Annotated in this window: 27 protein-coding genes; 6 read left to right on the forward strand and 21 right to left on the reverse strand. The window is 61.5% G+C overall.

Going from position 1 to position 25,291, the window contains the following annotated elements:
• Positions 1-241 (forward strand): hypothetical protein (locus ACFORG_RS04555; RefSeq protein WP_386734201.1); only part of this gene is annotated, 241 nt, incomplete at its 5' end.
• A 223-nt stretch (positions 242-464) separates the two neighbouring features.
• Here the strand turns inward: ACFORG_RS04555 and ACFORG_RS04560 are convergent.
• From ACFORG_RS04560 to ACFORG_RS04575, 4 genes are read right to left on the reverse strand one after another with little or no spacing between them, the layout of a single operon-like run.
• Positions 465-1,466 carry a glycosyltransferase family 4 protein gene (locus ACFORG_RS04560; protein WP_386734202.1) on the reverse strand — a complete coding sequence of 334 codons (1,002 nt, stop codon included), beginning with the start codon at positions 1,464-1,466 and terminating at the stop codon, positions 465-467.
• Between the two features lie 16 nt (positions 1,467-1,482).
• Complete coding sequence (locus ACFORG_RS04565; protein WP_386734203.1) at positions 1,483-2,469, reverse strand: glycosyltransferase family 2 protein; 987 nt, start codon at positions 2,467-2,469, stop codon at positions 1,483-1,485.
• A gap of 26 nt (positions 2,470-2,495) precedes the next feature.
• The gene (locus ACFORG_RS04570; protein ID WP_386734204.1) at positions 2,496-3,416 is read right to left on the reverse strand and encodes a glycosyltransferase family 2 protein; all 921 of its coding nucleotides are present in this window, start codon (positions 3,414-3,416) and stop codon (positions 2,496-2,498) included.
• A 1-nt stretch (position 3,417) separates the two neighbouring features.
• Entirely contained in the window at positions 3,418-4,650 is a 1,233-nt protein-coding gene (locus ACFORG_RS04575; RefSeq protein ID WP_386734205.1) for an oligosaccharide flippase family protein, read from the reverse strand.
• Between the two features lie 201 nt (positions 4,651-4,851).
• Between ACFORG_RS04575 and ACFORG_RS04580 the strand changes: the two genes are divergently transcribed.
• Complete coding sequence (locus ACFORG_RS04580) at positions 4,852-6,078, forward strand: polysaccharide biosynthesis/export family protein (RefSeq protein WP_386734206.1); 1,227 nt, start codon at positions 4,852-4,854, stop codon at positions 6,076-6,078.
• A gap of 3 nt (positions 6,079-6,081) precedes the next feature.
• Here ACFORG_RS04580 and ACFORG_RS04585 read toward each other — a convergent pair whose 3' ends face one another.
• The 3 genes from ACFORG_RS04585 to ACFORG_RS04595 form a co-directional block, all read right to left on the reverse strand.
• Positions 6,082-8,646 carry a hybrid sensor histidine kinase/response regulator gene (locus ACFORG_RS04585; protein ID WP_386734207.1) on the reverse strand — a complete coding sequence of 855 codons (2,565 nt, stop codon included), beginning with the start codon at positions 8,644-8,646 and terminating at the stop codon, positions 6,082-6,084.
• Between the two features lie 38 nt (positions 8,647-8,684).
• A complete protein-coding gene (locus ACFORG_RS04590; protein WP_386734208.1) occupies positions 8,685-9,191 on the reverse strand; it encodes a molybdopterin-dependent oxidoreductase in 507 nt (168 codons plus the stop codon).
• A gap of 129 nt (positions 9,192-9,320) precedes the next feature.
• Positions 9,321-10,694 carry a WecB/TagA/CpsF family glycosyltransferase gene (locus ACFORG_RS04595; RefSeq protein ID WP_386734209.1) on the reverse strand — a complete coding sequence of 458 codons (1,374 nt, stop codon included), beginning with the start codon at positions 10,692-10,694 and terminating at the stop codon, positions 9,321-9,323.
• Between the two features lie 240 nt (positions 10,695-10,934).
• Between ACFORG_RS04595 and ACFORG_RS04600 the strand changes: the two genes are divergently transcribed.
• The 3 genes from ACFORG_RS04600 to ACFORG_RS04610 all read left to right on the forward strand — a co-directional run bounded on the left by ACFORG_RS04600 (position 10,935) and on the right by ACFORG_RS04610 (position 14,441).
• Positions 10,935-11,549 (forward strand): response regulator transcription factor, encoded by a 615-nt coding sequence (locus ACFORG_RS04600; RefSeq protein WP_386734210.1) that lies wholly within the window; start codon positions 10,935-10,937, stop codon positions 11,547-11,549.
• A 115-nt stretch (positions 11,550-11,664) separates the two neighbouring features.
• The gene (locus ACFORG_RS04605; RefSeq protein WP_386734211.1) at positions 11,665-13,140 is read left to right on the forward strand and encodes a GumC family protein; all 1,476 of its coding nucleotides are present in this window, start codon (positions 11,665-11,667) and stop codon (positions 13,138-13,140) included.
• Positions 13,137-14,441, forward strand: a complete 1,305-nt coding sequence (locus tag ACFORG_RS04610) for an O-antigen ligase domain-containing protein (protein ID WP_386734212.1) — start codon at positions 13,137-13,139, stop codon at positions 14,439-14,441. Before ACFORG_RS04605 ends, ACFORG_RS04610 begins: the two co-directional genes overlap by 4 nt.
• 11 nt (positions 14,442-14,452) lie before the next feature.
• Here the strand turns inward: ACFORG_RS04610 and ACFORG_RS04615 are convergent, their stop codons facing one another.
• The 13 genes from ACFORG_RS04615 to ACFORG_RS04675 all read right to left on the reverse strand — a co-directional run bounded on the left by ACFORG_RS04615 (position 14,453) and on the right by ACFORG_RS04675 (position 23,944).
• Entirely contained in the window at positions 14,453-14,641 is a 189-nt protein-coding gene (locus tag ACFORG_RS04615; RefSeq protein ID WP_386734213.1) for a hypothetical protein, read from the reverse strand.
• A gap of 78 nt (positions 14,642-14,719) precedes the next feature.
• Entirely contained in the window at positions 14,720-14,869 is a 150-nt protein-coding gene (locus ACFORG_RS04620) for a hypothetical protein (protein WP_386734214.1), read from the reverse strand.
• A 130-nt stretch (positions 14,870-14,999) separates the two neighbouring features.
• On the reverse strand, positions 15,000-15,779 hold the full coding sequence (locus ACFORG_RS04625; protein ID WP_386734215.1) for a succinate dehydrogenase iron-sulfur subunit: 780 nt from the start codon (positions 15,777-15,779) through the stop codon (positions 15,000-15,002).
• A gap of 84 nt (positions 15,780-15,863) precedes the next feature.
• Entirely contained in the window at positions 15,864-16,844 is a 981-nt protein-coding gene (locus ACFORG_RS04630; protein ID WP_386734216.1) for a hypothetical protein, read from the reverse strand.
• Between the two features lie 182 nt (positions 16,845-17,026).
• Complete coding sequence (locus ACFORG_RS04635; RefSeq protein WP_386734217.1) at positions 17,027-17,653, reverse strand: sulfotransferase; 627 nt, start codon at positions 17,651-17,653, stop codon at positions 17,027-17,029.
• 87 nt (positions 17,654-17,740) lie between these two features.
• Entirely contained in the window at positions 17,741-19,549 is a 1,809-nt protein-coding gene (gene sdhA / locus ACFORG_RS04640) for a succinate dehydrogenase flavoprotein subunit (protein WP_386734218.1), read from the reverse strand.
• A gap of 22 nt (positions 19,550-19,571) precedes the next feature.
• Entirely contained in the window at positions 19,572-19,943 is a 372-nt protein-coding gene (sdhD, locus tag ACFORG_RS04645) for a succinate dehydrogenase, hydrophobic membrane anchor protein (protein ID WP_386734219.1), read from the reverse strand.
• Positions 19,944-19,954: 11 nt separating this feature from the next.
• A complete protein-coding gene (gene sdhC, locus ACFORG_RS04650; protein ID WP_386734220.1) occupies positions 19,955-20,344 on the reverse strand; it encodes a succinate dehydrogenase, cytochrome b556 subunit in 390 nt (129 codons plus the stop codon).
• 158 nt (positions 20,345-20,502) lie between these two features.
• Positions 20,503-21,219, reverse strand: coding sequence for a DUF1194 domain-containing protein (locus tag ACFORG_RS04655; RefSeq protein WP_386734221.1), 717 nt, complete (start codon positions 21,217-21,219; stop codon positions 20,503-20,505).
• Between the two features lie 36 nt (positions 21,220-21,255).
• Positions 21,256-22,305, reverse strand: coding sequence for a MaoC family dehydratase (locus tag ACFORG_RS04660; RefSeq protein ID WP_386734222.1), 1,050 nt, complete (start codon positions 22,303-22,305; stop codon positions 21,256-21,258).
• Positions 22,305-22,511 (reverse strand): DUF1737 domain-containing protein, encoded by a 207-nt coding sequence (locus ACFORG_RS04665; RefSeq protein WP_386734223.1) that lies wholly within the window; start codon positions 22,509-22,511, stop codon positions 22,305-22,307. The genes ACFORG_RS04660 and ACFORG_RS04665 overlap by 1 nt, the downstream gene beginning before the upstream one ends.
• Positions 22,512-22,524: 13 nt before the next feature.
• Positions 22,525-23,079, reverse strand: a complete 555-nt coding sequence (locus ACFORG_RS04670; protein ID WP_386734224.1) for an NnrU family protein — start codon at positions 23,077-23,079, stop codon at positions 22,525-22,527.
• A 7-nt stretch (positions 23,080-23,086) separates the two neighbouring features.
• Positions 23,087-23,944, reverse strand: coding sequence for an HpcH/HpaI aldolase/citrate lyase family protein (locus ACFORG_RS04675; protein ID WP_386734225.1), 858 nt, complete (start codon positions 23,942-23,944; stop codon positions 23,087-23,089).
• 190 nt (positions 23,945-24,134) lie between these two features.
• On the opposite strand from ACFORG_RS04675, the gene ACFORG_RS04680 reads away from it, so the two are divergent.
• Positions 24,135-24,446, forward strand: coding sequence for a hypothetical protein (locus tag ACFORG_RS04680; RefSeq protein WP_386734226.1), 312 nt, complete (start codon positions 24,135-24,137; stop codon positions 24,444-24,446).
• On the opposite strand, the gene ACFORG_RS04685 is transcribed toward ACFORG_RS04680, so the two are convergent.
• Positions 24,443-25,198 (reverse strand): sulfite exporter TauE/SafE family protein, encoded by a 756-nt coding sequence (locus ACFORG_RS04685; RefSeq protein ID WP_386734227.1) that lies wholly within the window; start codon positions 25,196-25,198, stop codon positions 24,443-24,445. The two genes, ACFORG_RS04680 and ACFORG_RS04685, sit on opposite strands and share 4 nt — an antisense overlap.
• Positions 25,199-25,291: the final 93 nt, after the last annotated feature.

A 25,291-nucleotide genomic window follows, 5' to 3' on the forward strand; every position in this document is an offset into this window, starting at 1 on the left:
TCAAAGAGCAAAAACACCAAAAGGCCAAAAACAAGACCGATGCGCCAATCTCAAAGCGCGCCCGCCTCACCAAAACCACTCGATGCCCGCCGTCTCTCCAGCGCCTCCGACCGTCTCTCCGATCCGTCTGCAGCACCTCAGCGCCGCCGGTGAGGGGGCTTTTACGCAGACGGGGAAACGACTGCAACAGGAAAATGACAAAGAACCATCTTTTTTGCGCACAATCTACTCAAGTAACTGAATTGTATTCCAAAAAAGCCCTCAACCACAGGCACCCTTCAACAACACCTTCGTTGAACCCGACCGATTTCACTACTGAAACAGGCATCGCAGAAAACACGGTTCACTAGTGTTTACCATATGTTGTGCTGATCACTGCTGCCCCCACAACGTCAGGACCCGACTCGGACGAATCCGAGCGATGAGTAGCCCGCCATTAGGTGACTCGGACGGTGACCTCTTGCTCACGCTGCGACCGTTTGGGCAGAAGCGCCGTCAACAAGCAGAACCTCTGGCCATCTATTCAGGCTTACAAGCCGGCACCCTTGGACTGCCGACACCCAGTGCGTCGGTGCCTCGCCAGCGAAAGCGCGCTCCAAAGTGGCGGCCCAGGCCGCGGGTTCATATTGAGTTACGACGAAGCTGTCTTCGCTGATCTGATCGGTTAGCCCATCGACCGGCGACAGCATCGTTCGGCGGCCGCTCGCGGCAGCCTCTCGCGCAACGAGACCATAAGCTTCCCAACGCGAGGGCAACGCCACGATGTCGACTTCTCCGTAGGCGTCGGCCGGACTTTCGGCATGACCACGAAACTCGATGCGGCTGTCTCCTGCGGCAAGAGTCTCCAGATTGTCTCGCTCATCGCCTTCGCCGAAAATCAACAGCCGTGCATCGGCATGCTTGCACAGGCGAAATGCTTCGATCAGGACGTCGAACCCTTTTTGGCGATCGAGGCGCCCGATCGCTCCTATGGTTCGCGGGACATCGGCAGGCGGCGACAGCAATGCAAAGGGTTCGAGATCAACCTCGGGATGCACGACCCTGAGCGCATCGCGGTCGACGAGCTGCCGCTCGATCAGCCATGACGCCTGTGCGCGGCTCACGGCGACAACGGTATCGAACAGGGAATAGGCGACGCGCAGCAGGGCAAAGAAACGCGCTTTGCGCGCAACGTTCAGCGCGGCAAACGCACGGGTGTAGCTGTGTTCAATGTGGATCAGGCGTGCGGACGGGTTCATCGCGCGCAACCCGATCAGCCCCGCAAGCCCCCGCCATGAGACGGTTAGGTGCGAGACGATGACATCCGCGTCGAGTGAACCGATGACCGCCGCGCCCCGCCCGACCCGTCGGACGCTCTGCTCGGCATGGGCATTGATCTCGTCAAGTTCCATCAACCGTTCCAACATGCGCATGACGCCGCCGGCCGTGGTATCGTCGACAAGATGAACGATCTTCATTCGTGGCATTTCTCTTGCTCCTGGTTCAGCGGGTTGCAGTGCGCATCTTCAGCCGGGCGGCCCGCTTCAACGGTGCGGGTCCGACTATCTTGAGGGTTGCCGCAGCGCATAGCGTTACGGTGGATTTGATCGGCTCCTCGAGGAAGGGGCGCAAAGACTGCTCGAATGCTTTTTGAACAAGCCCATAAGCAGTATCGCCATCCAGTGCGCTGACAGCACGACGGGCAAGATACCGCAATTGATAGGCGCGTGCGGTGGCCTCATGCCGTTCAAAGAATGCCGGGTTCAACGGGCGAAGCTTGCTGACAACACGTTCCCAAGCGGCCAGTTGGCGATCAGTGTGCGCCGACAGGCCCGACCCGTTGATCCGGTAACAGGTGAGCAGTCCGCGCACACCTTCGATCTGCCAATCCGTCGTCAGAGCAATCCGCAGCCAGCACTCGATATCCTCTGACTGGCGAAAGGTCTCATCGAACACCCAGTCGCGTTTCGTTTCGAAACCCGGCCGATAGGCGATCGCGTCCAGCGCGGCGCGACGGATGACAGGGGCAGAGCCGTTGCCGATCGGATTGCGCTTGAACACATGTGCAGCGGTAACACCCCAAAGACGCGGGGTTTGCGCCATACCCATGCGGCGGCCTTCTTCGTCGATAAGCTCGGAACCTGAAAAACTGATGCCCACATCCGGGCTCAGATCCAGATGGGCCACATGCGCGGCCAGTTTCGTCGGCTTCCAGAGGTCATCCGCGTCACAGAAACCCACGAATTCACCAGAAGCTGCGGCGATGCCGGTATTGCGCGCGCCCGCCAGTCCTCGGTTGGCCTGTTCCACCAGACGCACACGCGGGTCGGCAGCATAACCGCGAGCGACCTCGGCCGTCCCATCGGTCGAGCCGTCATTGACCACCACGATTTCGAAATCGCGATAGGTCTGCGCCAAAAGCGCGTCGAGCGTCGCAGGCAATGTGCGGGCAGAGTTGTAGGCAGGAACAACGATGGAAGCACGAGGCATGACAGTCTCCTTTGAAATCGTTCAAATCAGTGGGCGAAGAGGGCGTGCCGAACACGGCGCGAAAGTAGCGGAGCGACGGCGACGGCGAACGCTGTGGCCACGCCTCGGCGTGCAGGAAGCAGGAAGGCGCGCGGACTTTCCCGCAGGCCGGCCATCGCATAGGCCCGCGCCTCACCCAGGTCAGAATCCAACCGCAAAGCGCGGCGAGCGAGGTAGCGCATGTAAACAGCTTCGGCCTCGGGGGTGGAACGAACTCCATATGCCGCAGCAGTGCGCAAAGCATGGTCGCGGCCCTGCTTCATCGCGGCAAGGTTCGAAGACAATCCGTTCGGGGCGGTCCGATACCAGAGCTGCAGATGATCGAGCCCCTCGATACGATACCCTTCGCCAACCATACGGATCAGCAGCTCAAGATCCTCGTTGTGTACGGCGGCCGGGTCCAACCCGCCGACCTTTAGAAACGCCTGTCGCCGCAAGGTCAGGTTCGACATCGTGCAGACTGGGTTCTCAGCCAGCAAGGCGGGAATGCTCAGCGCACCCTGCGGAACGGTTGAACGGGCACGACCATCTCCGGGGACGTTGGTGAAGAATTCGATCTGCCCAAACAGACCTGAGATCTCGGGGTCGGCAAAGGCCTTGTCGAGCTGTGCGAGTTTCGACGGCTCCCACAAATCATCTGCATCGCAGAAGGCCAGCAATCCGGCTTGTGCCAGCTTGGCACCGTGGTTTCGTGCGGCACTGGGCCCGGGCGCCGGTGAGTGGACAAGCGAAATACGTGGATCCGCTGCTGCGAAACTCGCAACGATCTCTGCACTGTTGTCCGGGGTACGGTCATTGACGCAGATCGCTTCCCAGTCGCCGAAGGTCTGTGCAAGCAGGCCTTCCAGCGTCGAACCGATCGTGTCAGCAGCAGCGTGAAAGGGGATGATGATCGAAAATCGGGGCATGTCAGTATACCGGCTTGGTCAGGATGGGTTTCAGCGGAAGCAGCAGGGCGGTTGCGGGCAGCATCACCATGCAGCTGGCAACGAGATATCCGATGGCGATGGCGGTAAGGCCGAACGGGGCAAGAACCGCGGAATTCAGGATCAAGACAACGGCGAGAACGACGCTCACGGCAAGCTCCTGCCCCGGCCTCCCCTCGCTGCGCAGCCAGCCAGCAGCGGCGGTCCAGATCACTGTCGGCACGGCTGCAAGGCAAAGGATCGAAACGATCTGTGCGCTATCTGCCCAATCGGCGCCAAGTAGGATCGGCACGTAGACCGGAGCCAAAACAGCCTGGATCAGCACAACGGGGCACAGAACGGCCAGAGATACACCCAGCCCATGTCGCAGCGCACCCAGACGGTCCCCCGCTGCGCAAAGATGCGGGAAAAGCACCACGGAAAAAGCCTGTGTAAATGATGTCGCAAGGCCCAGTCCGGCATTGAACGCCATGAAGTAGACACCCAGCGCCTCGGCCCCCAAAAGGGCGCCGACAACCAACTTATCGGCTTGCATTCGCAGCACCTTGACCAGCTCGATGCCCAGAACGGCCCAGCCGTAGCTCACGAACGGTGCGTACGGGGCCGGGGCAATCCCGGTTTGCGGAGTCCAAGGGCGCAAGCGGCGCATCAGGATCAGCCAGATCGGCGCTGACATGACCCGGGGAAGGACCAGCGCAGCGGGCGTCGGCCAGAAAATGGCCAAACAGGCCGTCATGATGTTTGCTCCGACAACCTGGCCACCCGCGATCATCGCCGTCTCGCGCATCTTTCCTTCACGCATCGCCAACGCGGCCTGTACGAGGCCTGCGGGCATGAACAGGTACTCCAGCGCCAGCAAGCCAAGAAGCCCGGCCATCACCTCATGTCCGAAACTCAAGAGCAAAGCGGCAATGGCAACCTGCAAGGCGAAGAGACCGACGCACCAGGCGTTGAAGATCCGCCGGGCCGTCGCGCAACGTGCTTCCAGCTCTTCAGCGGGGGCCGCGATGATCCGCTGGTTGACGCCGTTTTCGGTCAGGGACTTCAAGATGTCCCCGGCGGCGAGCGCTGCGGCCGCGATCCCGATCGCCTCGGCGTCCATGAAGCGGGCGACCGACACGACCACCAAGAGACGTGATGCCTTTCCCGCAGCCTCGGAGGCGGCGTAGGCAAGCATCTGTCCCGTGAAAGGGCTGTTGAGAGCGCGGTGTATCATAGTGTTGACCTGAATTGATCGTGGCTGGGTCAGTTCTATCGGGCACCGCCTCTCTCGTCCCGGCCCCGGGCGGACAGTCCGCAAGCCCAGAGGGCGAGGCTCCTATCCGAAAGGAGGGCCCGCCGATACGGATGCCGGTCTTACGGCATGGACCGGCAGCACGGTAAAAAGCGCTCAAGTTGTTTTAAGGAGTGACCTGCCATGACCCGTTTCATAACCAGCCTGCTTGGCGCCGCGAGCTGTCTCGCGCTTGCATCCTGTGGAAGCATGAAGACACCTGATAATCTTGAGATGGTTGCACGGGGCGAAGGCTATCAGGCGCAGTATCGCGCCCCTGCCCGCGCATCGGCCAAATCGACCTATCTGCAATCCGCTGCGATGAACGATTCTACCTGCCGGCCCGAGATTGGTGGGCCGCGCGACACCGCCATGGTCAAATGGACGTCGCAGGGCCTTGATGATCTGTTGGGCGAAAAGCTGTCCCGCAACGACATGGTGCAGATCACCGTCGATGGCGACGAGGTTCTGACAGGCACCTATGTCGTGTCCCGCGATGGCGACCTAAAACTACCCTATCTGCCAGCGATCCCCGCACAGGGCCGATCAACGGCACAGGTCGAAGCCGCGCTTTCAGCCGCGCTCGTCGCTGCCGAGTTCTACGTGGCGCCCCCTCGCCTCGCCGTGCGGATCACCGATTTCGCATCGGTTTCAGTGGGCGTGGATGGTGCAGTGTTCGAGCCGCACGCCGTCGAGATCGGCGGCGTTCAGGGTGACGCGACCGATACCGGGCGCCAACAGGCGTTGGGGGCGTCGACCGAGGGACGCAACCTGTCAGCAGCCTTGCGGGCCGCCGGGGGTATCCGTCCCGACGCCGATCTTTCTGCTGTCGAACTGCACAGGCAGGGGCGTATCTATCTCATGGACTTGCGCGGCGTTTTCGACGGCAGTGACCCCACAGACATCATGATGCTTACAGGTGACCGCGTCGTCGTCAAAAGCCGCCAGTGTTTCCAGGACGACCTAATGCGTCCAAGCCCGATCAGCCCCCCTGGCGTGTCGATGTTCCTTTCCAACCTAACGCAGCCGGCAGCCGGCAACGCGATTTCGGCGGTCGGCCGTGACGTGCGGCAAATGCCCTACGGAACCCGGTTCATGCAGGCGGTGGTCGACACGAACTGCGTCGGTGGCGCAAAAACCACCAACGCCAACCGCAGCGCCGTTCTTTTTTCACGCAACCCGGTTACGGGAGTGTCCATGGTCATCGAGCGTGACATCGAGGAACTGTTGCGGCGCGGCGACCGGGACGACTATGACCCCTATGTGCTGCCCGGTGATGCAATCGCCTGTTACGACAGCACGGTGACCGGCCTGACCGAGGTCGCCCGCGCGGTCGGCATCGTCGGTGGTGCAATCCTGTTGTCGCAATAACGGTTAGGAAATGTCGGGCAGCCGCTGTTTGGTGGCTGCCCAAACTGCTTTGGCCTGCTCGGCCTTTGCCGAAACTTCAGTCACAGCGCCAGACTTGGCCGCCACCTCGGTCCCGACCAGAACATCGCGCAATTCCGTGGCACCGAACATCGCCGCCGATCCGGCCAGTTTGTGACACTCGGCAGCAACAGCGGGAAGGTCAGCGCCAGGCCCGACACGGCCTAGACGGGCCAGTATCGCTTCGCCCTCGTCCAGAAACTTGCGCAGCAACTTCGCCACGGCGGCATCACCCATGGTATCGCGCATCGCGCTCAGCGGATCGGGCTCCTCTTCTTCGCCGGTCAACGGTGTGACCTCGGAAAGCGCGGCAAGCGCACTGCGCAAGGCCGACAGGCGCAACGGCTTGCCGATGAACGCATCCATACCCGCCTCCCGAAAGCCGTCGACCGCCTCAGGCAGGACGTTTGCGGAAACCGCGATGATCGGGACGCCGGCAGATTTCCCCGCGCCGTTTCGTATGTGGCGCGTTGCGGTCGGTCCATCCATGACCGGCATGCTGATATCCATGAGGATCGCGTCGAAAAGGTGCTTGTTCGCAGCCGTCACGCCGGATTTCCCGTCACGCGCGACGGTCACCCTGTGTCCGTCCATTTCCAGCATGTTGCGGATAACCTCTAGGTTTATGTCATTGTCCTCCACAACCAGCAGGTCGAGGCGCGGCAATACCTCGCGCGGGGCGGGATCGTGTGTTACCTGCTTTGGCGCGCCCGCTTCGGTCATTGGCAGACGAACCCAGAATACACTTCCCGCGCCAAGCTCGCTTTCGACACCGACCTCGCCCCCCATCGCCTCCGCAAATCGGCGGGTAATGCCGAGTCCTAGCCCCGTCCCGTCGGTTGTCCGCCCGATCGAGGCATCCTGGGTGTAAAAATCCTCGAAAATCCGCTCCTGATCCTCGTCCGCGATGCCGACACCCGAATCGATCACGCGGAATTCGTAGATCGCCTTTCCGCTGGTCGCACTCCGCTCTGCGACGTCGGCCTCGATCGAGATCCGGCCATTCTCGGTGAACTTGATCGCGTTGCCCACGAGGTTCAGCAGGATGTGTCGCAGACGCTGCGTATCCGTTTTGACCCAGGTGCTTCCTTCACCGATCCACTGCCACTCGATTACATTTCCACGCGATGCGGCGTTGCCGCTCTGCCCATCGACGATCTCCTGCAAGAGTTGGCCCAGATCGATCGGTTCGCGCTTTATGGCCAGCTTGCCTGCCTCGAACCGGGCAATATCGAGAACCGTATCGACATGATTCAGCAGGACCTGGCCGGAAATCTCCATATTGTCGATGAACCGACGTTGTTCGCGGGACGGGTGGGCATTCTTGAGCAGTGACAGGTTTCCCAGCAACCCGTTGAGCGGCGTTCGAATCTCGTGGCTCATCACCGTCAAGAAATTTGCCTTGGCCTTCTCGCCCGCCAAGGCCCGGTCACGAGCTGAAATCAGTTCGGCCTCTGCGGCAACCTGCTCCGACACGTCGCGGATGAAACCGATGACGATGTCTTCTTCACCGTCCTTCGCCGATTGCAGGGCCAGTTCCACCGGAAACACATCTCCACCTTTGCGCATCGCTTCAAGTTGCACCCGGCCCTTGCCGACGACATGGCGCGCACCACCGCGCTGCATTCGAAGCATCCCCGCGTCATGCTTTTCCCGCAAATGCGGCGGCACGATCAAACTACCAATCGAAGCGCCGCGCGCTTCCTCGGCGGAATACCCGAAAATGACTTCGGCTGCCGGATTGAATTCCAGCACATGGCCCTGCGCATTCGACACGATCACCCCGTCCAGTGAGGTCGACAGGATCGTGTTCATACGCTGGTTTGTCTCGACTAGTTCGCGACCCCTGCGCCGGATGATCCGGTTCACATACATCAGGTAGACGCTGACCAGCGCCAAAACCAACAACAAGGCGACTGACAGAACCGCCAGCTGCGCAAGAGTACTTGCCGTATCCGACCGCCGCGCATCCGCAGTCACCGCGAAATGTGAAAGCCCCTCGAGCGACAGCTGTCGTACGGCATCCCTGATGGTACGGCCGTCGTTCCAGATCGGTGCGATCTGCACTTCGAGGATGTCATCCCCGGAGTCAATTATCGGAACAGTTCGGTCAAGAAACGCATATACCGCGCCAAGCGGCTCTTCAAAGCTCGGGTCACCCCGCAAAGGCTGGAATATCTTTGAATTCCTCAGCGTATCGACGCGGCTATAGAATACGTCGAACTGTCGCCTGACCTCTTCGAGGTCGCTGCTCCCGGGAACACGGCCCACGCTTAGGTTCAACTCGTGCTCAAGCGCGTTGAGAAACGTGAGGTATTCGACCTCGACTTGGGTCAGGGTCCACTGAACGTTATCCGAACTGGCCGACCGCTGACGCTCGAGGTCTGAAATCACCTTGCTCGTCAGGCTCAACGCCAAAGCGATTGTCACTGACAAGCCAAGGCCGAGGGTCCAGGCGAACCATCGGCCATAGCGTTGCATTCTTTTCGTTGTGTACTTCTTGTCACCCATGAACAGGTCGACCGTGCGCCGTGTGAGGTGTGACCGGCTTATTCGACTACCTCGATCCTGTCGAGTTGCCAGATGCTTCGCGAATAGATCACTTCGGTCCGAAAGGCCGCGTCGCTATCATAGGGATAAACGATCCAGAGCGGCCCTTTTTGCCGCCTCGACATCTCGGCTCCGTCCAGACGATACGCAATGATCGGCGCGCCGTCCGCAACACTGTCGACCGGTATCTCGACCGTATAGTCATTGATCGCGCTGGCGCGTAGCGTTCCTTCGCTGACCCCCAATAACTCCAGCAGATCGGACAAGGCGACGCCGGTAAATGTCTTGCTGCCCTCGGTCCAAAGAGTTGTCGTATCAAACTCGGTGACGGGCAGATCAGACAACATCTCCATGTCGAACACGGCGGCACCGCCGCGGTTGTTCGCGTCTATTGCGCCCGTCACCGTCAGAACAGCCTGCCCCGAAGGTTCTGGCAGGGTTTCGGCGTGCAAGGGCGAGAGGAACAGGCTGATTGTCAGTCCGAGAATCGAAAGAAGCCTACGCATGGTGCCTCCTGAGCATAAGTTGCTTCTGTTATGCACGGCATGCGGAGCGGCGAAAGTCGTGCATCGGGATAGGCACCTATCCGATCGGATAGGTGTCACGGTTCGTCCGGCGGTCTGACCGGGAGTAGCTCAGTAAGCACCTCGCCCGGACAAAACGGCACGGAATGTCAGCCCGATCAACAGCAGGTCAAGCAGCGGCGATCGCGCCCGGACATAGGCAAGGTCAAGGTCGACCATCTTGTCGAAACCGATGTTGGCCCGGCCGGATACTTGCCACAGCCCGGTAATACCAGGTTTGACGGCCAGCCGACCCAACGCGCGCTGCGGGTATTGAGCGACTTCCTGCGGCAATGCGGGACGTGGCCCCACGATAGACATCTCGCCTTTCAGGACGTTGAAAATCTGCGGCAACTCGTCCAGCGACAAACGCCTCAAGACCGCGCCGACCCTGGTCACCCTCGGATCGTTTTTCGACTTGAAGCAAATCCCCTCGCGGTCGGACTGCGCCAGCAGAGCCTCCCGCCGCGCTTCGGCGTCAATGTGCATCGAGCGGAACTTGTAGACGCCAAAGGGCTTTCCGTCCTTGCCGACACGCGTCTGTTTGAACAGGGCCGGGCCCTTGCTGTCCAGACGGACAAGTGCCGCGACGATCAGCATGGGAAGGCCAAGTAACGCCAGCGCCCCACCCGCCACCACCAGATCCAGCAGTCGGCTAGCCTCCGTCTTGCGGACGGCATCCGTGGCGGCACGCGCCAAGAAGGTGACATTGCCCACCAGGTAGCGGCGCGCCATGCGGCGCGGCTCCATTCCAAGGCGCCAGACCCATTCCATCTTGCATTTTCGGATCGCTTTGGGTGCCCGACGCACATTCCCTGCGAGAAAATCGAACAATGCCCCGACCCCAAGAACCAGTGGCGCTGCGATCTGCTCGCGATGCTCATCGATCCACAATTCCTGCAGGGGCACACCTAACGCGACAAGGACGATGTCCGCGCCCGAGCTGTTGATCTCGTCGATTGCCTCTTCGTGGCGGCTGACACCGGCATACCCGTCGCGCGTCCCGGCAATACGCAGACCCGGAATGTCGATGCACAAACGTTGCGCGGCAGCGTTTGCAGTACCCGGCGTTCCACCGATCAGGAAAACCGACAGCCCCCATCGCGCCGCTTGGCGCAGCAATGCCGGGGTGAAGTCGGTTCCGTTCAGATTGGCGGCAAGGGGCGTGCCGCGCATCTTGGCCGCCAGTTCGACCCCGATGCCGTCGGGCAGCAACAGATCGGCGCGATCCAGCGCAGCCGCATAGCCTTCATCGGATGCCCGGACATTGACGCAATGCGCGTTCACGAAAAAGACCGTGCGCCGTGTCGACGTCAGCAAGGTTCGGATTACGCGGTCGGGCTGCGAGCTCACCAGAGACAAGCCCATCACCTCCGAGGCAGGCAGGTGGCCCGTTTCGACCGGGCGGATGGCAGAGAAGGATTGCGGTACGGGTTGATGTTTCATGGTCTGGCCCTCGTGAACGTGTTCGCTGCAGCCAAGATGCCGACAATGGTGCGACGGCGTCAGACGGGCGAACGGACAGTGGAGAACGCCGAAGACTAAGAAACAGCGCGAATTGGTAATGCCTTACGCCGATCGCGCGGCGACCCTATCCAGTTGGATATTTGCGACAATCCCATTGCCGTCCTTTTATCCGCCTCAATCTCGCACTATGCAGAGGCAGGGGCCTGTTGGAGACGGCATGTGAAAGTACTGATTGCAGATGACCACGAACTGATCCTCGATACGGTTGTGGCCTTTGTCGAGGCCGCGGGGGGAATCGAGGTGACGACAGCACCCGACTTCGATCAAGCAGCCGCCAGAATCGCGGCCGAGGGTCCGTTCGACCTCGTGCTGCTCGACCTCAACATGCCGGGCATGAACGGCCTCAAGGGATTGGAACGGGCAGTAGCGATGGATGGTGCGGAGCAGGTTGCCCTTTTCACCGGCGATGCGTCGCGTACCCTGGCCGAACAGGCACTTGAAATCGGCGCTGCGGGATTTGTGCCCAAGACCCTGCCGGCGAAATCCCTGGTCAACGCCATCCGGTTCATGGCGATGGGCGAGCAATACCTGCCTGCTGGCCTCATGACGGCCGAAGAACCGGAATCGACGCATCCGCTTGCCCAAAAGCTGACCGAGAGGGAACGTCAGGTTCTCAAGGGCCTGACCGAAGGCAAATCGAACAAGGAAATTGCCCGCGATCTCGACCTGTCCGAGCCCACGATCAAACTGCACGTCAAGACGCTCTACCGCAAGATCGGTGCCGGGAATCGAACGCAGGCTGCATTGCTGGCCCGCGAGGCAGGCCTTTTCTGACCGGATACTATCCGTTCGGATAGCGGGCAAGCCTCCTGCGCCCGCCGGTATCCCCCCGCACCTCTAACGGCGCAGAACGGCACGGAGTAAATCCTTCGTAATACAAGGATTTGCCATGACCGATTCCAAGCTCGCCCAACCCTCCGATCGTCCGCTCGCACTGGGCTGGCTCGCGATCTGCCGCAGCCCGCTCAGCGCTCTCAGCTGGCGCCGTATCCTGACCGGCGGTCGTCTGACCGATGCCGGAAGGCTACCGCGCTATGCGGCGATTTTCCTTCTGGGGGCCAGCGCACTTTGGGCGCCGATCTTTGGATATCTTGCAACCGCGCCGCTCAAGTACAGCTCGTACGCCTCGCTGATCCTGCCTGGATCCGGCGCTTCGGCCTCGGTCAACCTCAACGATATCGGCCAGGCATCTTCCTATGCGAATTCCGCATTCTCCAACGGCTCGATCAGCCCGACAGAGACCTACAAGCGCCTCATCGCTGCCGACCGCATCCTGAACACGGCGGCCGAAACGCTTGGGCGTCCACGCTCGGATTTCGGAGCCCCGCGTGTGACCCTGGTCGATCAGACCAGCCTCATTCATATCGAGGTCAAGGATCACAGCCCCGAGGCTGCGCAGGAATACGGCCAGGCGCTGATCTCCGCCTTCTTCGACGAGATCGACAAGCTGCGCTCGGACGAACTCTCCACTCGCGAAGAAAGCGGGGTGGGCGCGATCGAAGAGTACACACGTTCGGTGCGCGACATCCGGCAGGCGATCACCGATCTTCAGGCGCGCAGCGGTTTGACGACGGCTGACCAATACCATGAACAGGTCGCGGCCCTGGATCGTCTGAAACAGACCCGCACCACGCTCGAGGGAGAGCTGGGCCACCAATCCCAACAGGTTGCCACGCTCGAAGCGGCGCTGAACCTTCCGCCGAACTCTGCCGCCGCCACGCTCAAGCTTTATGCCGACGGTCCGTATCTTGCTTTGCTCGACGACGTCTCGGCCCACGCGGCTACGGTCGCGCAAGCCGGCGCCAGCTATGGACCGCGCCACCCGACACGGATCAAGGCGCAAGAGGCATATGATGCTGCCCGTAACGCCGCGACCGCGCGTGCGGCCGAAGTGACCGGCCTGCCCGCTTCCGACCTTCAGGGGCTTGATCGCGCCCCCGAGGGGCAGCGCGCTGCGTTGCTCAGCGAACTGGTACGAGAGAATGCGCGCCGCGCCGGTATTGACCGACAGATCGAAACCGTTTCCGCCAGGATCAAGGCAGAAGACACTCGGCTGGCCATACTGGCACCGCTTGCTGCCGAGCTTGAAGATCGCCAGCGCGACTTCGCCGTGGCCGAGGCCGTCTTTGCCTCGGCCATCGCGCGGACCGAGTCGACCAAGACGGACATCTATGCCTCCTATCCCTTGATCCAAGTGCTGGAGAATCCATCGCTGCCGGATCACCCCTCGTCACCCCGGCGAAAGCTGGCACTGGCCGCAGGCGTGGCGGCAACCTTCATGCTGCTCATGGGCCTTGTTCTGGCGTGGATTCGCAAACCGCTCATCTCGCGGCTGATTGATCCAGCCAAGGCGGATCCGGTATGAAAATCCTTCCGCAGAATCCGGCTGAGCGGATCGTGTGGTACACACTGACGCTGACATGGGTGTTCTATGCGTTCGGCGCACTCTACGTGGTCGGCCCGGTTCTGGCTTGGGTCCTTGCCGGTCTCGTCGGCCTGTCGCTCTACCTCGCACCGATCATACGTCCAGACCTGCGGCCGACGGGTCCGATCCCCTTGCTGATCTGGCTTTGGATTGCCGGAATGGTTGTGATGCTCGTCGCGCTGTGGATCGGTCACCTCGATTGGGGCCTCGGCACCAAAAAGACGATCAAGTCCAGCATCGGCTGGGCCAAGGGCTGGGCGTTGCTTGCGTTGTTTCCACTGGCGGGCGCGATGCTTCCAATCCGCCGGCGGCTTCTGGTGCGGGCGCAGTGTGTCGTGGGTCTGTGGACCCTGTTGCTGGCCCCCGTGATGCTTGCCGCGCCTTATGTCGGACTGCCCGAAAGTATTTTTACCTCCCCGCTCAAGGCTGTTGGCGGACCGGGACCGGAATACTTCACAGTCTACTTTTTCACGATGGATCCAGCCAGTTGGACGCCACGCTGGCAGTTCTATGCCCCGTGGTCCCCATTCGCCGCCCTGCTGGGTGTGATCATGGTTCTGTTTGCACTGGAAGAAGAACACCGCGGCTGGATGGCTGCGGGGCTGGTTGCAGGGCTCTTGATGATCCTCGCCTCGAAGTCGCGCATGGGTCTGGTCGGGCTGGTCGGCTGTACAATCGCGCCACGCATGCTGCCGCTCATCGCAAGAAGCTGGGCGTGGATCACGTTTTCCGGCCTTGCCGCCAGCTTTGCAGTCTGGGGCGTGGCCGCGCTTGAGGCTGGAAAGGCCGGGATAGAGGGTTTCAAATCTGCCCGGGCCGACAGTACCCGCGTCAGGGCCACGTTGCAGCGGATCGCGTGGGAGCGCTGGGAATCGGATGCGGTCTGGTTCGGTCACGGAACCGTTCAGCCGGGCCCGCATCTTGTCGAATACATGCCGATCGGAAGTCACCACACCTGGTATGGTCTGCTCTTCGTCAAGGGTTTGACAGGGTTTCTTGCATTCCTCGTACCGCTCGTCGTTCATCTCGGCGTCGTGGTCAAAGACGCGGTGCACCATCCGCGTGGCCGGCTGCCGCTCGGCATCCTGATGACGATGGTCTTGTTGTCTTTCGGTGAGAATATCGAGATCGAGGCCTATCTCCTGTGGCCTGCGCTGATCGTCCTTGGCTGCCACCTGCGTGAGATGGCACAGCCAAAGCCAAGCAGCGCCACGCAGAGCGCACTGCCAGTCGCAAGCTAGACGCGGCGGCGTTACTTGAGCCGTCTGCAGATGTTCGGTCGTTCCGTGCCCGGCTCGGATGCGCCGCAAAAGGTACAGACCCAAACCCCGGCCTCGCGGCTCTGCCGCCACCGGCATTCACGGCGCAGATCCGAGGTGTTCCGGCGCCAGACCATGTAACCGATGAAACCAAGTCCAAGAAAGGCGAGCACAACGAACATAAGTGCGCTCTATCGACCATAACCGCCCCGGACAAGACAAACCCCGAAGCCTTTGGGCCTCGGGGCGGTCAGCCCGGTTCAGGCTGCATTGGCATACTGGAACAGATCCGGCTGCTCGTCCCCGGACACAGGCGCCGGTTCCGGCTGGAAATAGGCCCAGGCGTCTTCAAGAAGCTTCAGTGCGTCTGCGGGTGTCGTCCTGGTGGTTTTGGCGAGTTTCTCGGCCATCGGGTGTATCCTATTATGGGTCACCCCTCCCTGCTGCGACATGTAGAGCCTGGCACCGGCTTTTTCATCGTCCAATTCAGCATAATAGCCCTGCAATTGCTGCAATGCAGCAACCACAGGGCCAAGCAGATCAAACCGTGCGTTCGACCATCATCTTCTTGATTTCTGCAATGGCTTTCGCCGGGTTCAGACCCTTGGGGCAGGTCTTGGCGCAGTTCATGATCGTGTGGCAGCGATACAGCTTGAACGGATCCTCAAGGTCGTCAAGCCGCTCGCCCGTCGCCTCGTCGCGGCTGTCGATGATCCAGCGATAGGCGTGCAGCAGCGCGGCGGGCCCGAGGTAGCGGTCGCCGTTCCACCAATACGACGGGCAGGCCGTCGAACAGGAGGCGCACATCACGCACTCATAAAGCCCATCCAGCTTCTTGCGATCTTCGATGGATTGCTTCCACTCCTTCGCCGGCCGGTTGGTCTTGGTTTCAAGCCACGGCATGATAGAGGCATGCTGGGCGTAGAAATGCGTCAGGTCCGGGATCAGGTCCTTGACCACCGGCATATGCGGCAGCGGATAGATTTTCACGTCGCCCGTGATCTCGTCGAGGCCATAGATACAGGCCAGCGTGTTGATCCCGTCGATGTTCATCGCGCAAGATCCACAGATCCCCTCGCGGCAGGACCGGCGGAAGGTCAGCGTCGGGTCGATCTCGTTCTTGATCTTGATCAGCGCGTCCAGAACCATCGGTCCGCACTTGTCCATGTCGAGGAAATAGGTATCCACGCGCGGATTTTTCCCGTCATCGGGGTTCCAGCGATAGATCTGGAACTTGCGCACATTGGTGGCGCCTTCGGGCTTGGGCCACGTCTTTCCGGTGGTGATCCGGGAATTCTTTGGGAGGGTTAGCTGAACCATCTCTGTACACCCTTTCTGACTGCGGTCGAGGTCTTCGCCATACGCTGCACTGCAACGGGCGCGGAATTTCGTGTGTTTGGCTTTCTATACATGAGCGACCCTTTCTAGGTAAGCCGCGCTCAACCGGGCGGCGGTTTCCACCGAAAGCCGCTCCCGGAAATCATCATGCGCATTGTCCGCCATGGTTTGCCGACATGCGGGATCATCCAGCAGCGCCGCGATCCGATCGACCCAAACCTCGGGGTCGTTGCTCACGATGCCGCTTTCGGACGTAAAGAACAGGGCGTGATCCACAGCGTCACTGCAGATCACGGGGACCTTTGCGTCGATATAGGCGAGAATCTTGCCAAAAGACTTGCCCTTGCTGAAATCGCTGTCGGGATGCACCGGTGACAAACCAACAGCCACATCCCGCAAAGAACCCAGAAATTTCTCGTAAGCCAGGCTCGGGATCAGCTCCAGTTCCACACCGGCTTCGCGCAGGCGCGCCAGCTTGGGATGGTCCTCGGGGAAGTTCCAGCCGTAGAAGCGAAACCGGAACTGCGTGCCACGCGCCGCCAGGGCAAGGACCACCTCTTCGATGAAATCGAACTCGTGGTTGTAAATCAACGGGTCCGACTGTGCCCATGTCACGATCCGTTCCCGGTCGCCATGATCCGGCCAAGGACCATCGGAAATCGGCGTTCCCGTCCAGATCACCGTGGTGTCGGGATTGTGCTGTGCGGCCCAGTCCCGCACGAAACGGCTGCCGCAGATCACGCCGTCAGCGTCGCGTGCGGTCTGCGTGATCGCATCGCGCATCGGCGGATGAAAGAAATCAGCGTCGTCCAGATCGAGAACGACCTTGCAGCCTGGGAAATGCTCCACTCGGTTCAACGCATGCCGGCAGGTCCGCAGAACGACGATATCGGGTTGGAACGCCTGCATGATCCTTTTTCGTTGCTGAAGCGTCAGTTGCATGGGGACGACGATGGACGCCCAACCCATCTGGCGCAAACAGTCCGAGATCAGGTACCCCCTGAGCAGGTCGGATTGCTCCGGCCCCGAGCAAGGGAAAAATGCCACGCGAGGGGATCCGCTGGACGACAACACATCCCGGTATACGGCCGCTTCGCGAACGAGCCTTCCGCCCAGGCGGCGTATCGAGCGCACGGCACCGGTCACACTGTCTCCTCGCTGCCTTGGCGGCGCGTCAGGGGCGATGTCAATCGAGCCATTTCCGTCCTCCACGCGGCACAAGGCCGTTCCTAGCCAATTGCCGCCTGCTTGGGGGCTTTACGGTTGTAGTGACCCCAATGAGCGATATTCACGTCGAAATCCGGCGCAAGCCAGGCGGCAACGGCCTGCGGCTCATCCCGTTCGATATCGAACCGCATGAAGCGGGGGTTGCCGTCGAAATAAGCCGTGACCTCGGCGTGATGAACGTCATACATGTCAGACCAGCCCTTGCGCACTTCGTCGACGGTCATGCCGTTCGCCTTGCAGCAACGATCCAGATATGTGCCGTTCGCATGTTGTTCGCGTGAGCGCAGCCAACCCTTCTTGTCACGCGTGTTCAGAACGAAATACGCGTCCGGATAGGCAGTGTGCAGTTCGCGAAAGAATCTCGCCCCGTCCAGCATGAACCGTGCGTTGACAAAGGCGATGTCGGTAAAGGCGCGCAACCCTCCGAACCCTGCCAGCGGTTTCCGGCCCATGGCGATGTTGGTCACCATTCGCTGCGCCAGGTTGTTGCCGAATTCATCCTCCCAATGTGCGGCGGGAATACCGCTGTTCTGGAACAGCTTGAAAAAGGTCGTCGTGCCGCACCGGTTCAGCCCGATGAGGATGATCTTGGGATCGGCCTCGTCCGTTTCACTGGCCCGAACGGTCATGCCCAGTCTCCTGTACCCCCACCGCCTGTGGCGGAAGGGGCTGTAATGGATATGGGCACGCGGCTGGCCATCGGCTGGCGGCTGGCCTCAGAAGGTACGCGCCTTGGGCGCGATCTTCTTGAGGCTGATTCCGCCTTCGTCCTCGGTGGTCAGCGGGTCGGTGATGACCGGACGATAGCTGAGCTTCACCTCGTTCCCGTCCACATGGGCCACCGTGTGCACGCGCCAGTTCTCATCATCGCGCGAGGTGAAATCCTCATGCGCGTGGGCGCCACGGCTCTCCTTGCGTGCTTCGGCACTGACGATCGTGGTCAACGCGTTGGGCATCAGGTTGGTCAGTTCCAGCGTCTCCATCAGGTCCGAGTTCCAGACCAGCGACCGGTCGGTCACCTGGATGTCGTCCATCTTGGCTGCAATTGCCGCCATCTTCTCGACACCCTCGGCCATGGTTTTCGAGGTCCGGAATACGGCCGCATCCTCTTGCATGGTGCGCTGCATCTCCAGTCTCAGGTCTGCCGTCGGGATCGCACCGCTGGAGTTTCGGATCGTGTCGAACCGATCGAACGCCTTGTCGATCGACGCCTGGTTGAGCACCGGGTTCGGCGCATCCGGGTCGACGACCTTGCCCGCGCGGATCGACGCGGCACGACCGAACACTACGAGGTCGATCAGCGAGTTCGACCCAAGGCGGTTCGCGCCATGCACGCTGGCACAGCCGGCTTCGCCCGCGGCCATGAGGCCCGGCACGATCTGCGTCGGGTTGTCGGCGGTCGGGTTCAGAACCTCGCCCCAGTAGTTCGTCGGGATGCCGCCCATGTTGTAATGCACCGTCGGCAGGACCGGGATCGGCTCCTTGGTGACATCGACACCGGCAAAGATCTTGGCCGACTCCGAGATCCCGGGCAGACGTTCAGCCAGTGCCTCGGCGGGCAGGTGGCTGAGGTTCAGGTGAATGTGATCGCCATGCTCACCCACACCACGGCCTTCGCGGATTTCCATCGTCATCGAGCGGCTGACATAGTCACGCGGCGCAAGGTCCTTGTACTGCGGCGCATACCGCTCCATGAACCGTTCGCCTTCGGAGTTGGTCAGGTATCCTCCCTCTCCACGCGCACCCTCGGTGATCAGACAGCCCGAGCCGTAGATGCCGGTCGGGTGGAACTGAACGAATTCCATGTCCTGCAGCGCCAGGCCCGCGCGGGCCACCATCCCGCCCCCGTCACCGGTGCAGGTATGGGCCGAGGTCGCGCTGAAATAGGCCCGGCCGTAACCGCCCGTGGCCAGCACGACCATCTTGGCGTTGAAAACGTGCATCGTGCCATCATCGAGCTTCCAGCAGACAACGCCCTGGCACTGTCCGTCCTCGGACATGATCAGGTCGATCGCGAAATACTCGATGTAGAACTCGGCCTTTTGCTTGAGCGACTGGCCATAGAGCGTGTGCAGGATCGCGTGCCCGGTCCGGTCGGCCGCGGCACAGGTCCGCTGAACCGGGGGGCCTTCGCCGAATTCCGTCGTGTGCCCACCGAATGGGCGCTGGTAAATCTTGCCCTCCTCGGTACGCGAGAACGGAACGCCGTAGTGCTCCAACTCGTAAACCGCCTTGGGCGCTTCGCGTGCGAGGTACTCCATCGCGTCGGTGTCGCCCAGCCAATCCGACCCTTTGACGGTGTCGTACATGTGCCATTGCCAATGGTCCGGCCCCATGTTCGACAGCGAGGCGGCAATCCCGCCCTGCGCCGCCACGGTGTGCGAACGGGTCGGGAAAACCTTGGTCACGCAAGCGGTGCGAAGCCCCTGCTCGGCCATGCCCAAGGTCGCGCGAAGGCCAGCGCCCCCGGCGCCCACGACCACGACGTCATATTCATGCGTCTCGTATTCGTATGTAGCAGTCATTCTCGATAATCCTTGGCGCGGGTTACAGCGCGAGTTTGACGAGGGCAAAGAGGCCCGCGGCGATCAACGCATAGGAAAAGGCACCCACGGCGATATAGGTCAGCTTGCGCGCGATGCCGCTCATGTAATCCTCGATCGCCTCCTGCGCCTCGTTCATGACGTGAACGATGCCGACGACCAGTGTCAGCGCGGTGAGGATCGCGGGGAACGGTCGGCTGAAATAGGCGACCACCTCTTCATAGGTACCGCCGAATCCGATGCCGAAGGTAAAGACGAATAGCGGAACCAGAACACATAGCAGGATGGAGCTGACCATCATCTGCCAGTGGTGATGCGTTCCCTGGCCCGATGCGCCAAGCCCCTGTGCACGCTTGCGGTCTGTAAGATATCGCATGGCCATTCTCCTTACACCACGATCGCCGTCAGGATCGTCATCACGGTCGCGCCAATGAACATCGCGGCGCCCATCTTCTCGGAAATACCTACCTCGAGCATGTGACCGAAATCCCAAATCACGTGCCGCAAGCGGCCGAAAACGTGGTACCAGATGGCCCAGACGGCAAGCAGCATCAGGAGGTCACCCAGAATGCTACGCAGAAACCCGTCGACCACGGCAAAGGCGCTCTCCGACGTGGCGGCTGTCAGCAGCCACAGCACGATCAGGAACGCAGACCCGAGCGAGGCGATACCGGTAATCCGCACCATGATGGATGAGATAGAGGTCATCTGTGGGCGATAGTACTGCCCGATCATGAAAGGCGAGAGCGGGCGATTGCCCCGATTGACATCGGCCATGATGGCTCCTTTCCGGTTGGCTGCGTCTGGTTTTACTCTTTTTTCTGAGGCTGTCACGGGGACGCTGACCAAAAAGGCGCGGTTTTTTGGCGCGGCAAGGCTATGAACCGGCATTTGTGATCACGCCCACAACAACTGTGATCACGCACTCGCCAGCTTTAACGCTCAGGGGCGGAACCAAAGCCGGTTTTTGTGTGATCACGAATCTTGTCGCCCGTCACCGAAGCTGTCTGCTGGGTCACTTCTCGCAGCAATTTCTTGCGGATTCGCGACGGGTAATCCCGAAACCCTGCGGCCGAGACGACAAAAGCTCCTTCTCCCGTGATCACGTTTTCGAAGAAATACGCAGTCAGGTCGGGTTCGCTCTCTTCGATGGCGATTGCATTGACGGTGATACCCCGTGCTCGCAACTCGGGGTGCAGGCTGGCGGGCTCGATCCCCTCGTTCGACGGACCGTCACCCGAAACGTCGATCAACCGTCGGGTACAATCGGGGCCTTCGTCAAACGCGGTCAGGACAAGGCCCAATGCTTCGCCGATGGCGGTGGAGTAGTTTCGCCACACGCGCGGGTCGTTGGCAACGGCCTGGGCAAAGGCTTCGAGATCAGCAAAGCTCTCGATCGGTGTCCAGGGGATTGTGATGCGCTGGCGGGCCGTTCCGGTCCATTGCACCAGCATCAGGTTGGCGCGTCCACGCACCAACGCCTCGGACACCAGGGGATCGCGCAAGCCTTCGGCCAACCCATCCATTTGTATACGAAATTCTTCGGAGTCGACCGAACCGGAAACATCTACAGCAAGCGCCAGCGCGAGGTCACAGGCGCTGGCAGGAGGGGCAAGACAAGCCAGAATGGCGAGGACGGGGGCGCGGATCATGGGCGAAAGCTAGCACGATTCCCGCCCGCCGCATCCTCAGATCGGCATCAATGCCCAATAGTCGAGATCGAGCAGAATGTCCGTTTTGTACCGGCCTTTCTCGTCCTTTTGACCGTTATGTACATCTTGTACATCGCCCTTGGTCGCCACCAGGCGCAGCCTGATCGCACCGACACCGGGTGCCGCGGTCTCGGCCTTGTCGAGCACTTCGGAGAATGCCTTGATCGTGTCACCGGCAAAGCACGGATTCGCATGCGCTCCGGCGTTCAGACCGGCGATCATCTGCGCATTGGCAAGACCGTTGAAGGACAAGGCCCGCGCCATCGAGATGACGTGTCCGCCGTAGATCAGCCGCCCCTCGGGACGGAAGGTCAGGTCGAAATGCACCTTGGCCGTGTTCTGCCAGAGTCGCGTGGCCATCATGTGCTCGGCCTCTTCGATGGTGACGCCGTCGACATGGTCGATGGTTTCGCCCACCTCGTAATCGCCCCAGCGATGCGGCTCTCCGGCCAGCGAGAAGTCGTAGTTCGAAAAATCGAGCCCGTCGGGGATCACCAAATCTGACGCATCGAGCGCCGGTTTCAGATCGGGTAGAACCGTTTCGGGCGCACCGGCTTCGAGGTTCTTCTTGCGGACCATCACCCAGCGGACATATTCCATGACCGTTTCGTCACGCTGATTCAGTCCGCGGGTGCGGACATAGACAACGCCGGTCTTGCCGTTGGAATTCTGCTTGAGCCCGATAACCTCGGATTCCGAGCGCAGCGTGTCGCCCTGGTAGACGGGTTTCAGCCAGCGCCCCTCGGCATAGCCGAGATTCGCGACCGCGTTGAGCGAGACGTCGGGAACCGTCTTGCCGAACACAACGTGAAAGGCCGCAAGGTCATCGATCGGGCTGGCCGGCAGGCCACAGGCACGGGCGAATTCATCCGATGAATAGAGCGCATGGCGCGCCGGATACAGCGCGTGGTACAACGCGCGTTCACCGCCCGACACGGTGCGAGGCACCGCATGAACAAGCGTCTGGCCCACGGCATAATCCTCGAAATAGCGGCCGGGATTGGTCTTGGGTTTCTGCTGGGCCATCACTGGTCTCCCAGTTTCATGTCAGGGGAATACTCGGCCTCGACCGCCTTGGTCACGGCCTGCGCGCAGCGCATGACGCCGGTCGACTGGTCAAAGGCATAGGCGGGGTCGCCATGCAGCACCCAGCCCTTGGCCAGCGCATCCGAAACCTTGTGGCAGAAGGCCGATGTGTCCTCCCCGGTGAGGAGGCGGTAGAGCATTGCCATATCTTGTCTTTCCTTATGTCGGGAAGGGCCAGGGGCCCAGCCAGCCATGAATCCAGCCGATCACGGCAAGAAGCACGACGGAGCCCGCAAAGAACATCGCGTCCTTGCCGTAACTGCCCGGCGTGCGCGGCGTCCAGTCGGGCTCGGCCCGGTTAATGGTGATGACCTCGACCACGGCCCAGGTCAGCAACCCGCCGAACAGCATGATCGATGCAAGATCGCCATTCACAAGCAGATGCGCAAAGGCCCAGAGCTTGAACCCGCCCAGCATCGGGTGGCGCATGCCGGACAGAAGGCGGCCGCGCTTTGGCGCGGGGCTCATCAGGTAGATCGCGATGAGCACCAGCAGGTTGTTGATGTGAACCATGAACACGGGCGGCGCCCAGACATGGACAAAGGGCGTCATCCTGTAGCCGATGACCATCAGAACGATGCCGCCGACGATGGCCACCGCCACGGCACCCTTGCCCGCATCCCCCATCCGGGCGCGCTGCGCGGGTGCGATCCGCTTGAACAGGTGGGGCAGCCACCAAAGGGCCAGCCCGAGTATCAGAATTATCCAGCCCATATGCGTGCTACTCCGCTTGCAAAGCCTCGATCGCCTCTGCTTTTGCCAGAGTTTCGCGGGCGGTGGCAACGTGCAGGTTCTCGACGATCTTGCCATCGACCACGGCAACGCCCTGCCCGCTGGCCTCCACCTCGGCAAAGGCCTCGATCTGGCGACGGGCAAGGTCGATCTCGGCCTCGGAAGGCGCGAAGGCGTCGTTCGCGATATCGACCTGTGCCGGATGGATCAGGGTCTTGCCGTCAAATCCCATGTCGCGGCCCTGCGTGCATTCCGCTTTCAGCCCCTCCTCGTCCTTGAAGGCGTTGTAGACACCATCGACGATGATCAGCCCTTCGGCCTTGGCGGCAAGCAGGCAAAGGCCCAGCGAGGTCACCATCGGCAGGCGGTCGGGGCGAAAGCGGGTCTGCAATTCCTTCGCCAGGTCATTGGTGCCCATGACAAAGCCCTGCATTTTCGGATGCGCGGCGATGGCCGCCGCGTTCAGCATGCCGCGCGGCGTTTCCATCATCGCCCAGATCGGCAGATCGCCCGTGATCGCGGCCAGCGCGTCGACATCCTCGGGGCCGTTCACCTTGGGCAGCAGGACGGCGTCGGCCTCCATCTCGCGCACCGCCTCGGCGTCGGCGCGGCCCCAATCGGTGTCCAGCCCGTTGATGCGCACGATGCGCGTCCGCTGGCCATAGCCACCTTGCGCCAGTGCCGCTTTCAGCGTTTCGCGTGCGTTGTCCTTTTCATCGGCCGAGACCGCATCCTCGAGGTCGAAGATGATGGCATCGACAGGCAGGCCGCGCGCCTTGTCCAACGCGCGCTCCTTGGAGCCGGGGATGTAGAGAACGGAACGATACGGGCGCTGGCGCGGATCCATAGGTGACTCCTTGGCGTAATTTTGTTGCGCGGAGAGGGGCATTTTCTGCGGGAATGTTCAAGAGAAAATCGCCGCGACGCAGCATCGGTGCGCCGCCGCACGGGCCGTTAACCGGTTCTTGGGTCGCTACGGGACAGGCTTTTCCATCCAGAGGCGCGAATGGCGCACCGGCAGAGAGAGGGTGAAACCCATGATGGCAACAATGTTCAAGATGACGATGGGGCTGGGCGTGATGGTCCTGGCCGCGGCGCAGGTGCAGGCGCAGGGAAACTGCGCCCCGCGCGAGGTCGTGATCGAACGGCTGGCCGAACGATATGGCGAGGCGCGGCGGGGGATCGGCCTTGTGCAGCAGGGGTCGGTGATGGAGGTCTTCGCCTCGGACCAGACCGGGACCTGGACCATCACGGTCACGATGCCGGACGGCACGACCTGCCTTGTCGCCAGCGGACAGGCCTATGAGGTGATCGCGGACGCAGCTTCCGGCGCGGGCGACGACGCCTAGGTCAGCGCGTCCCAGATCAGTTTCGTACCCGTCGCGGTCAACAGGACGTAGGCCACCCCGAAAAAGGCGCGCTCCGATATCATGCGGTGCGCGCGCACGCCCAGCCACGCCCCGAGGATGGCGAAAGGCGACAGCAGCAGGCAGGCCCAGCCGGTCTGCCATGTGAGCATTCCCAGGAACGCGTAGGGGATGAACTTTGCGATGTTGATCGCCCAGAAGGTCAGCACCGTGGTCGCCTGAAACTCGGTCTTTCCCAGCTTCTGGCTCAGCAGGTAGACGGCCGCCGGCGGGCCACCCGCGTGGCTGACAAAGCTGGTGAACCCCGTGACGAGACCGGCAAACAGCCCCACGGGCATCGGCAGCCGGTTGCGGACCTGCGGAACCATCCCGCGCGATTGCGCCACGTGCCAGATCACGAAGAGCACCGAGATCGCCCCGATCAGAAGGCGCAGCGCATCGGCATCGGCAACCCGGTAGAGCGCCGCGCCCAGCAGAACGCCCGGCACGCCACCCAAGAGCAGCACCCGCGCATCGGGCCAGCTCCACTTGCGCCAATAGGGTCCGAGAGTGGATGCATCGATGACCATGAGAAGCGGCAACATCAGCGCAAGCGCCTGCCCCGGCTCAAGGATCAGCGCCAGAATCGAAGACGAGGCAAAGGCCACACCCGAGCCAAAGCCACCCTTGGATATCCCCGCGAAGATCACCGCAGGGATGGCCAGCGCGAAAAACATCGGGCTGAGCTCGATCATCGCAAGCCTCGTAACATCCTTTGTTGAAAAGGTTTTAGCGCAATCACCCGCAAGACGCCATCACCTGCGCGCGCGGATGCCGCAAAGCGGGAC

Source organism: Lutimaribacter marinistellae (assembly GCF_042648365.1).
In the GTDB taxonomy this organism is placed as follows: domain Bacteria; phylum Pseudomonadota; class Alphaproteobacteria; order Rhodobacterales; family Rhodobacteraceae; genus Lutimaribacter_A; species Lutimaribacter_A marinistellae.

Coding starts and splice junctions, on each gene's coding strand:
- ACFORG_RS04560 (WP_386734202.1), bottom strand. CDS start 1,466: ATGCCACGAATGAAGATCGTTCATCTTGTCGACGATACCACGGCCGGC.
- ACFORG_RS04565 (WP_386734203.1), bottom strand. CDS start 2,469: ATGCCTCGTGCTTCCATCGTTGTTCCTGCCTACAACTCTGCCCGCACA.
- ACFORG_RS04570 (WP_386734204.1), bottom strand. CDS start 3,416: ATGCCCCGATTTTCGATCATCATCCCCTTTCACGCTGCTGCTGACACG.
- ACFORG_RS04575 (WP_386734205.1), bottom strand. CDS start 4,650: ATGATACACCGCGCTCTCAACAGCCCTTTCACGGGACAGATGCTTGCC.
- ACFORG_RS04580 (WP_386734206.1), top strand. CDS start 4,852: ATGACCCGTTTCATAACCAGCCTGCTTGGCGCCGCGAGCTGTCTCGCG.
- ACFORG_RS04585 (WP_386734207.1), bottom strand. CDS start 8,646: ATGGGTGACAAGAAGTACACAACGAAAAGAATGCAACGCTATGGCCGA.
- ACFORG_RS04590 (WP_386734208.1), bottom strand. CDS start 9,191: ATGCGTAGGCTTCTTTCGATTCTCGGACTGACAATCAGCCTGTTCCTC.
- ACFORG_RS04595 (WP_386734209.1), bottom strand. CDS start 10,694: ATGAAACATCAACCCGTACCGCAATCCTTCTCTGCCATCCGCCCGGTC.
- ACFORG_RS04605 (WP_386734211.1), top strand. CDS start 11,665: ATGACCGATTCCAAGCTCGCCCAACCCTCCGATCGTCCGCTCGCACTG.
- ACFORG_RS04610 (WP_386734212.1), top strand. CDS start 13,137: ATGAAAATCCTTCCGCAGAATCCGGCTGAGCGGATCGTGTGGTACACA.
- ACFORG_RS04615 (WP_386734213.1), bottom strand. CDS start 14,641: ATGTTCGTTGTGCTCGCCTTTCTTGGACTTGGTTTCATCGGTTACATG.
- ACFORG_RS04620 (WP_386734214.1), bottom strand. CDS start 14,869: ATGGCCGAGAAACTCGCCAAAACCACCAGGACGACACCCGCAGACGCA.
- ACFORG_RS04625 (WP_386734215.1), bottom strand. CDS start 15,779: ATGGTTCAGCTAACCCTCCCAAAGAATTCCCGGATCACCACCGGAAAG.
- ACFORG_RS04635 (WP_386734217.1), bottom strand. CDS start 17,653: ATGACCGTTCGGGCCAGTGAAACGGACGAGGCCGATCCCAAGATCATC.
- sdhA (WP_386734218.1), bottom strand. CDS start 19,549: ATGACTGCTACATACGAATACGAGACGCATGAATATGACGTCGTGGTC.
- sdhD (WP_386734219.1), bottom strand. CDS start 19,943: ATGCGATATCTTACAGACCGCAAGCGTGCACAGGGGCTTGGCGCATCG.
- sdhC (WP_386734220.1), bottom strand. CDS start 20,344: ATGGCCGATGTCAATCGGGGCAATCGCCCGCTCTCGCCTTTCATGATC.
- ACFORG_RS04655 (WP_386734221.1), bottom strand. CDS start 21,219: ATGATCCGCGCCCCCGTCCTCGCCATTCTGGCTTGTCTTGCCCCTCCT.
- ACFORG_RS04660 (WP_386734222.1), bottom strand. CDS start 22,305: ATGGCCCAGCAGAAACCCAAGACCAATCCCGGCCGCTATTTCGAGGAT.
- ACFORG_RS04665 (WP_386734223.1), bottom strand. CDS start 22,511: ATGGCAATGCTCTACCGCCTCCTCACCGGGGAGGACACATCGGCCTTC.
- ACFORG_RS04670 (WP_386734224.1), bottom strand. CDS start 23,079: ATGGGCTGGATAATTCTGATACTCGGGCTGGCCCTTTGGTGGCTGCCC.
- ACFORG_RS04675 (WP_386734225.1), bottom strand. CDS start 23,944: ATGGATCCGCGCCAGCGCCCGTATCGTTCCGTTCTCTACATCCCCGGC.
- ACFORG_RS04680 (WP_386734226.1), top strand. CDS start 24,135: ATGATGGCAACAATGTTCAAGATGACGATGGGGCTGGGCGTGATGGTC.
- ACFORG_RS04685 (WP_386734227.1), bottom strand. CDS start 25,198: ATGATCGAGCTCAGCCCGATGTTTTTCGCGCTGGCCATCCCTGCGGTG.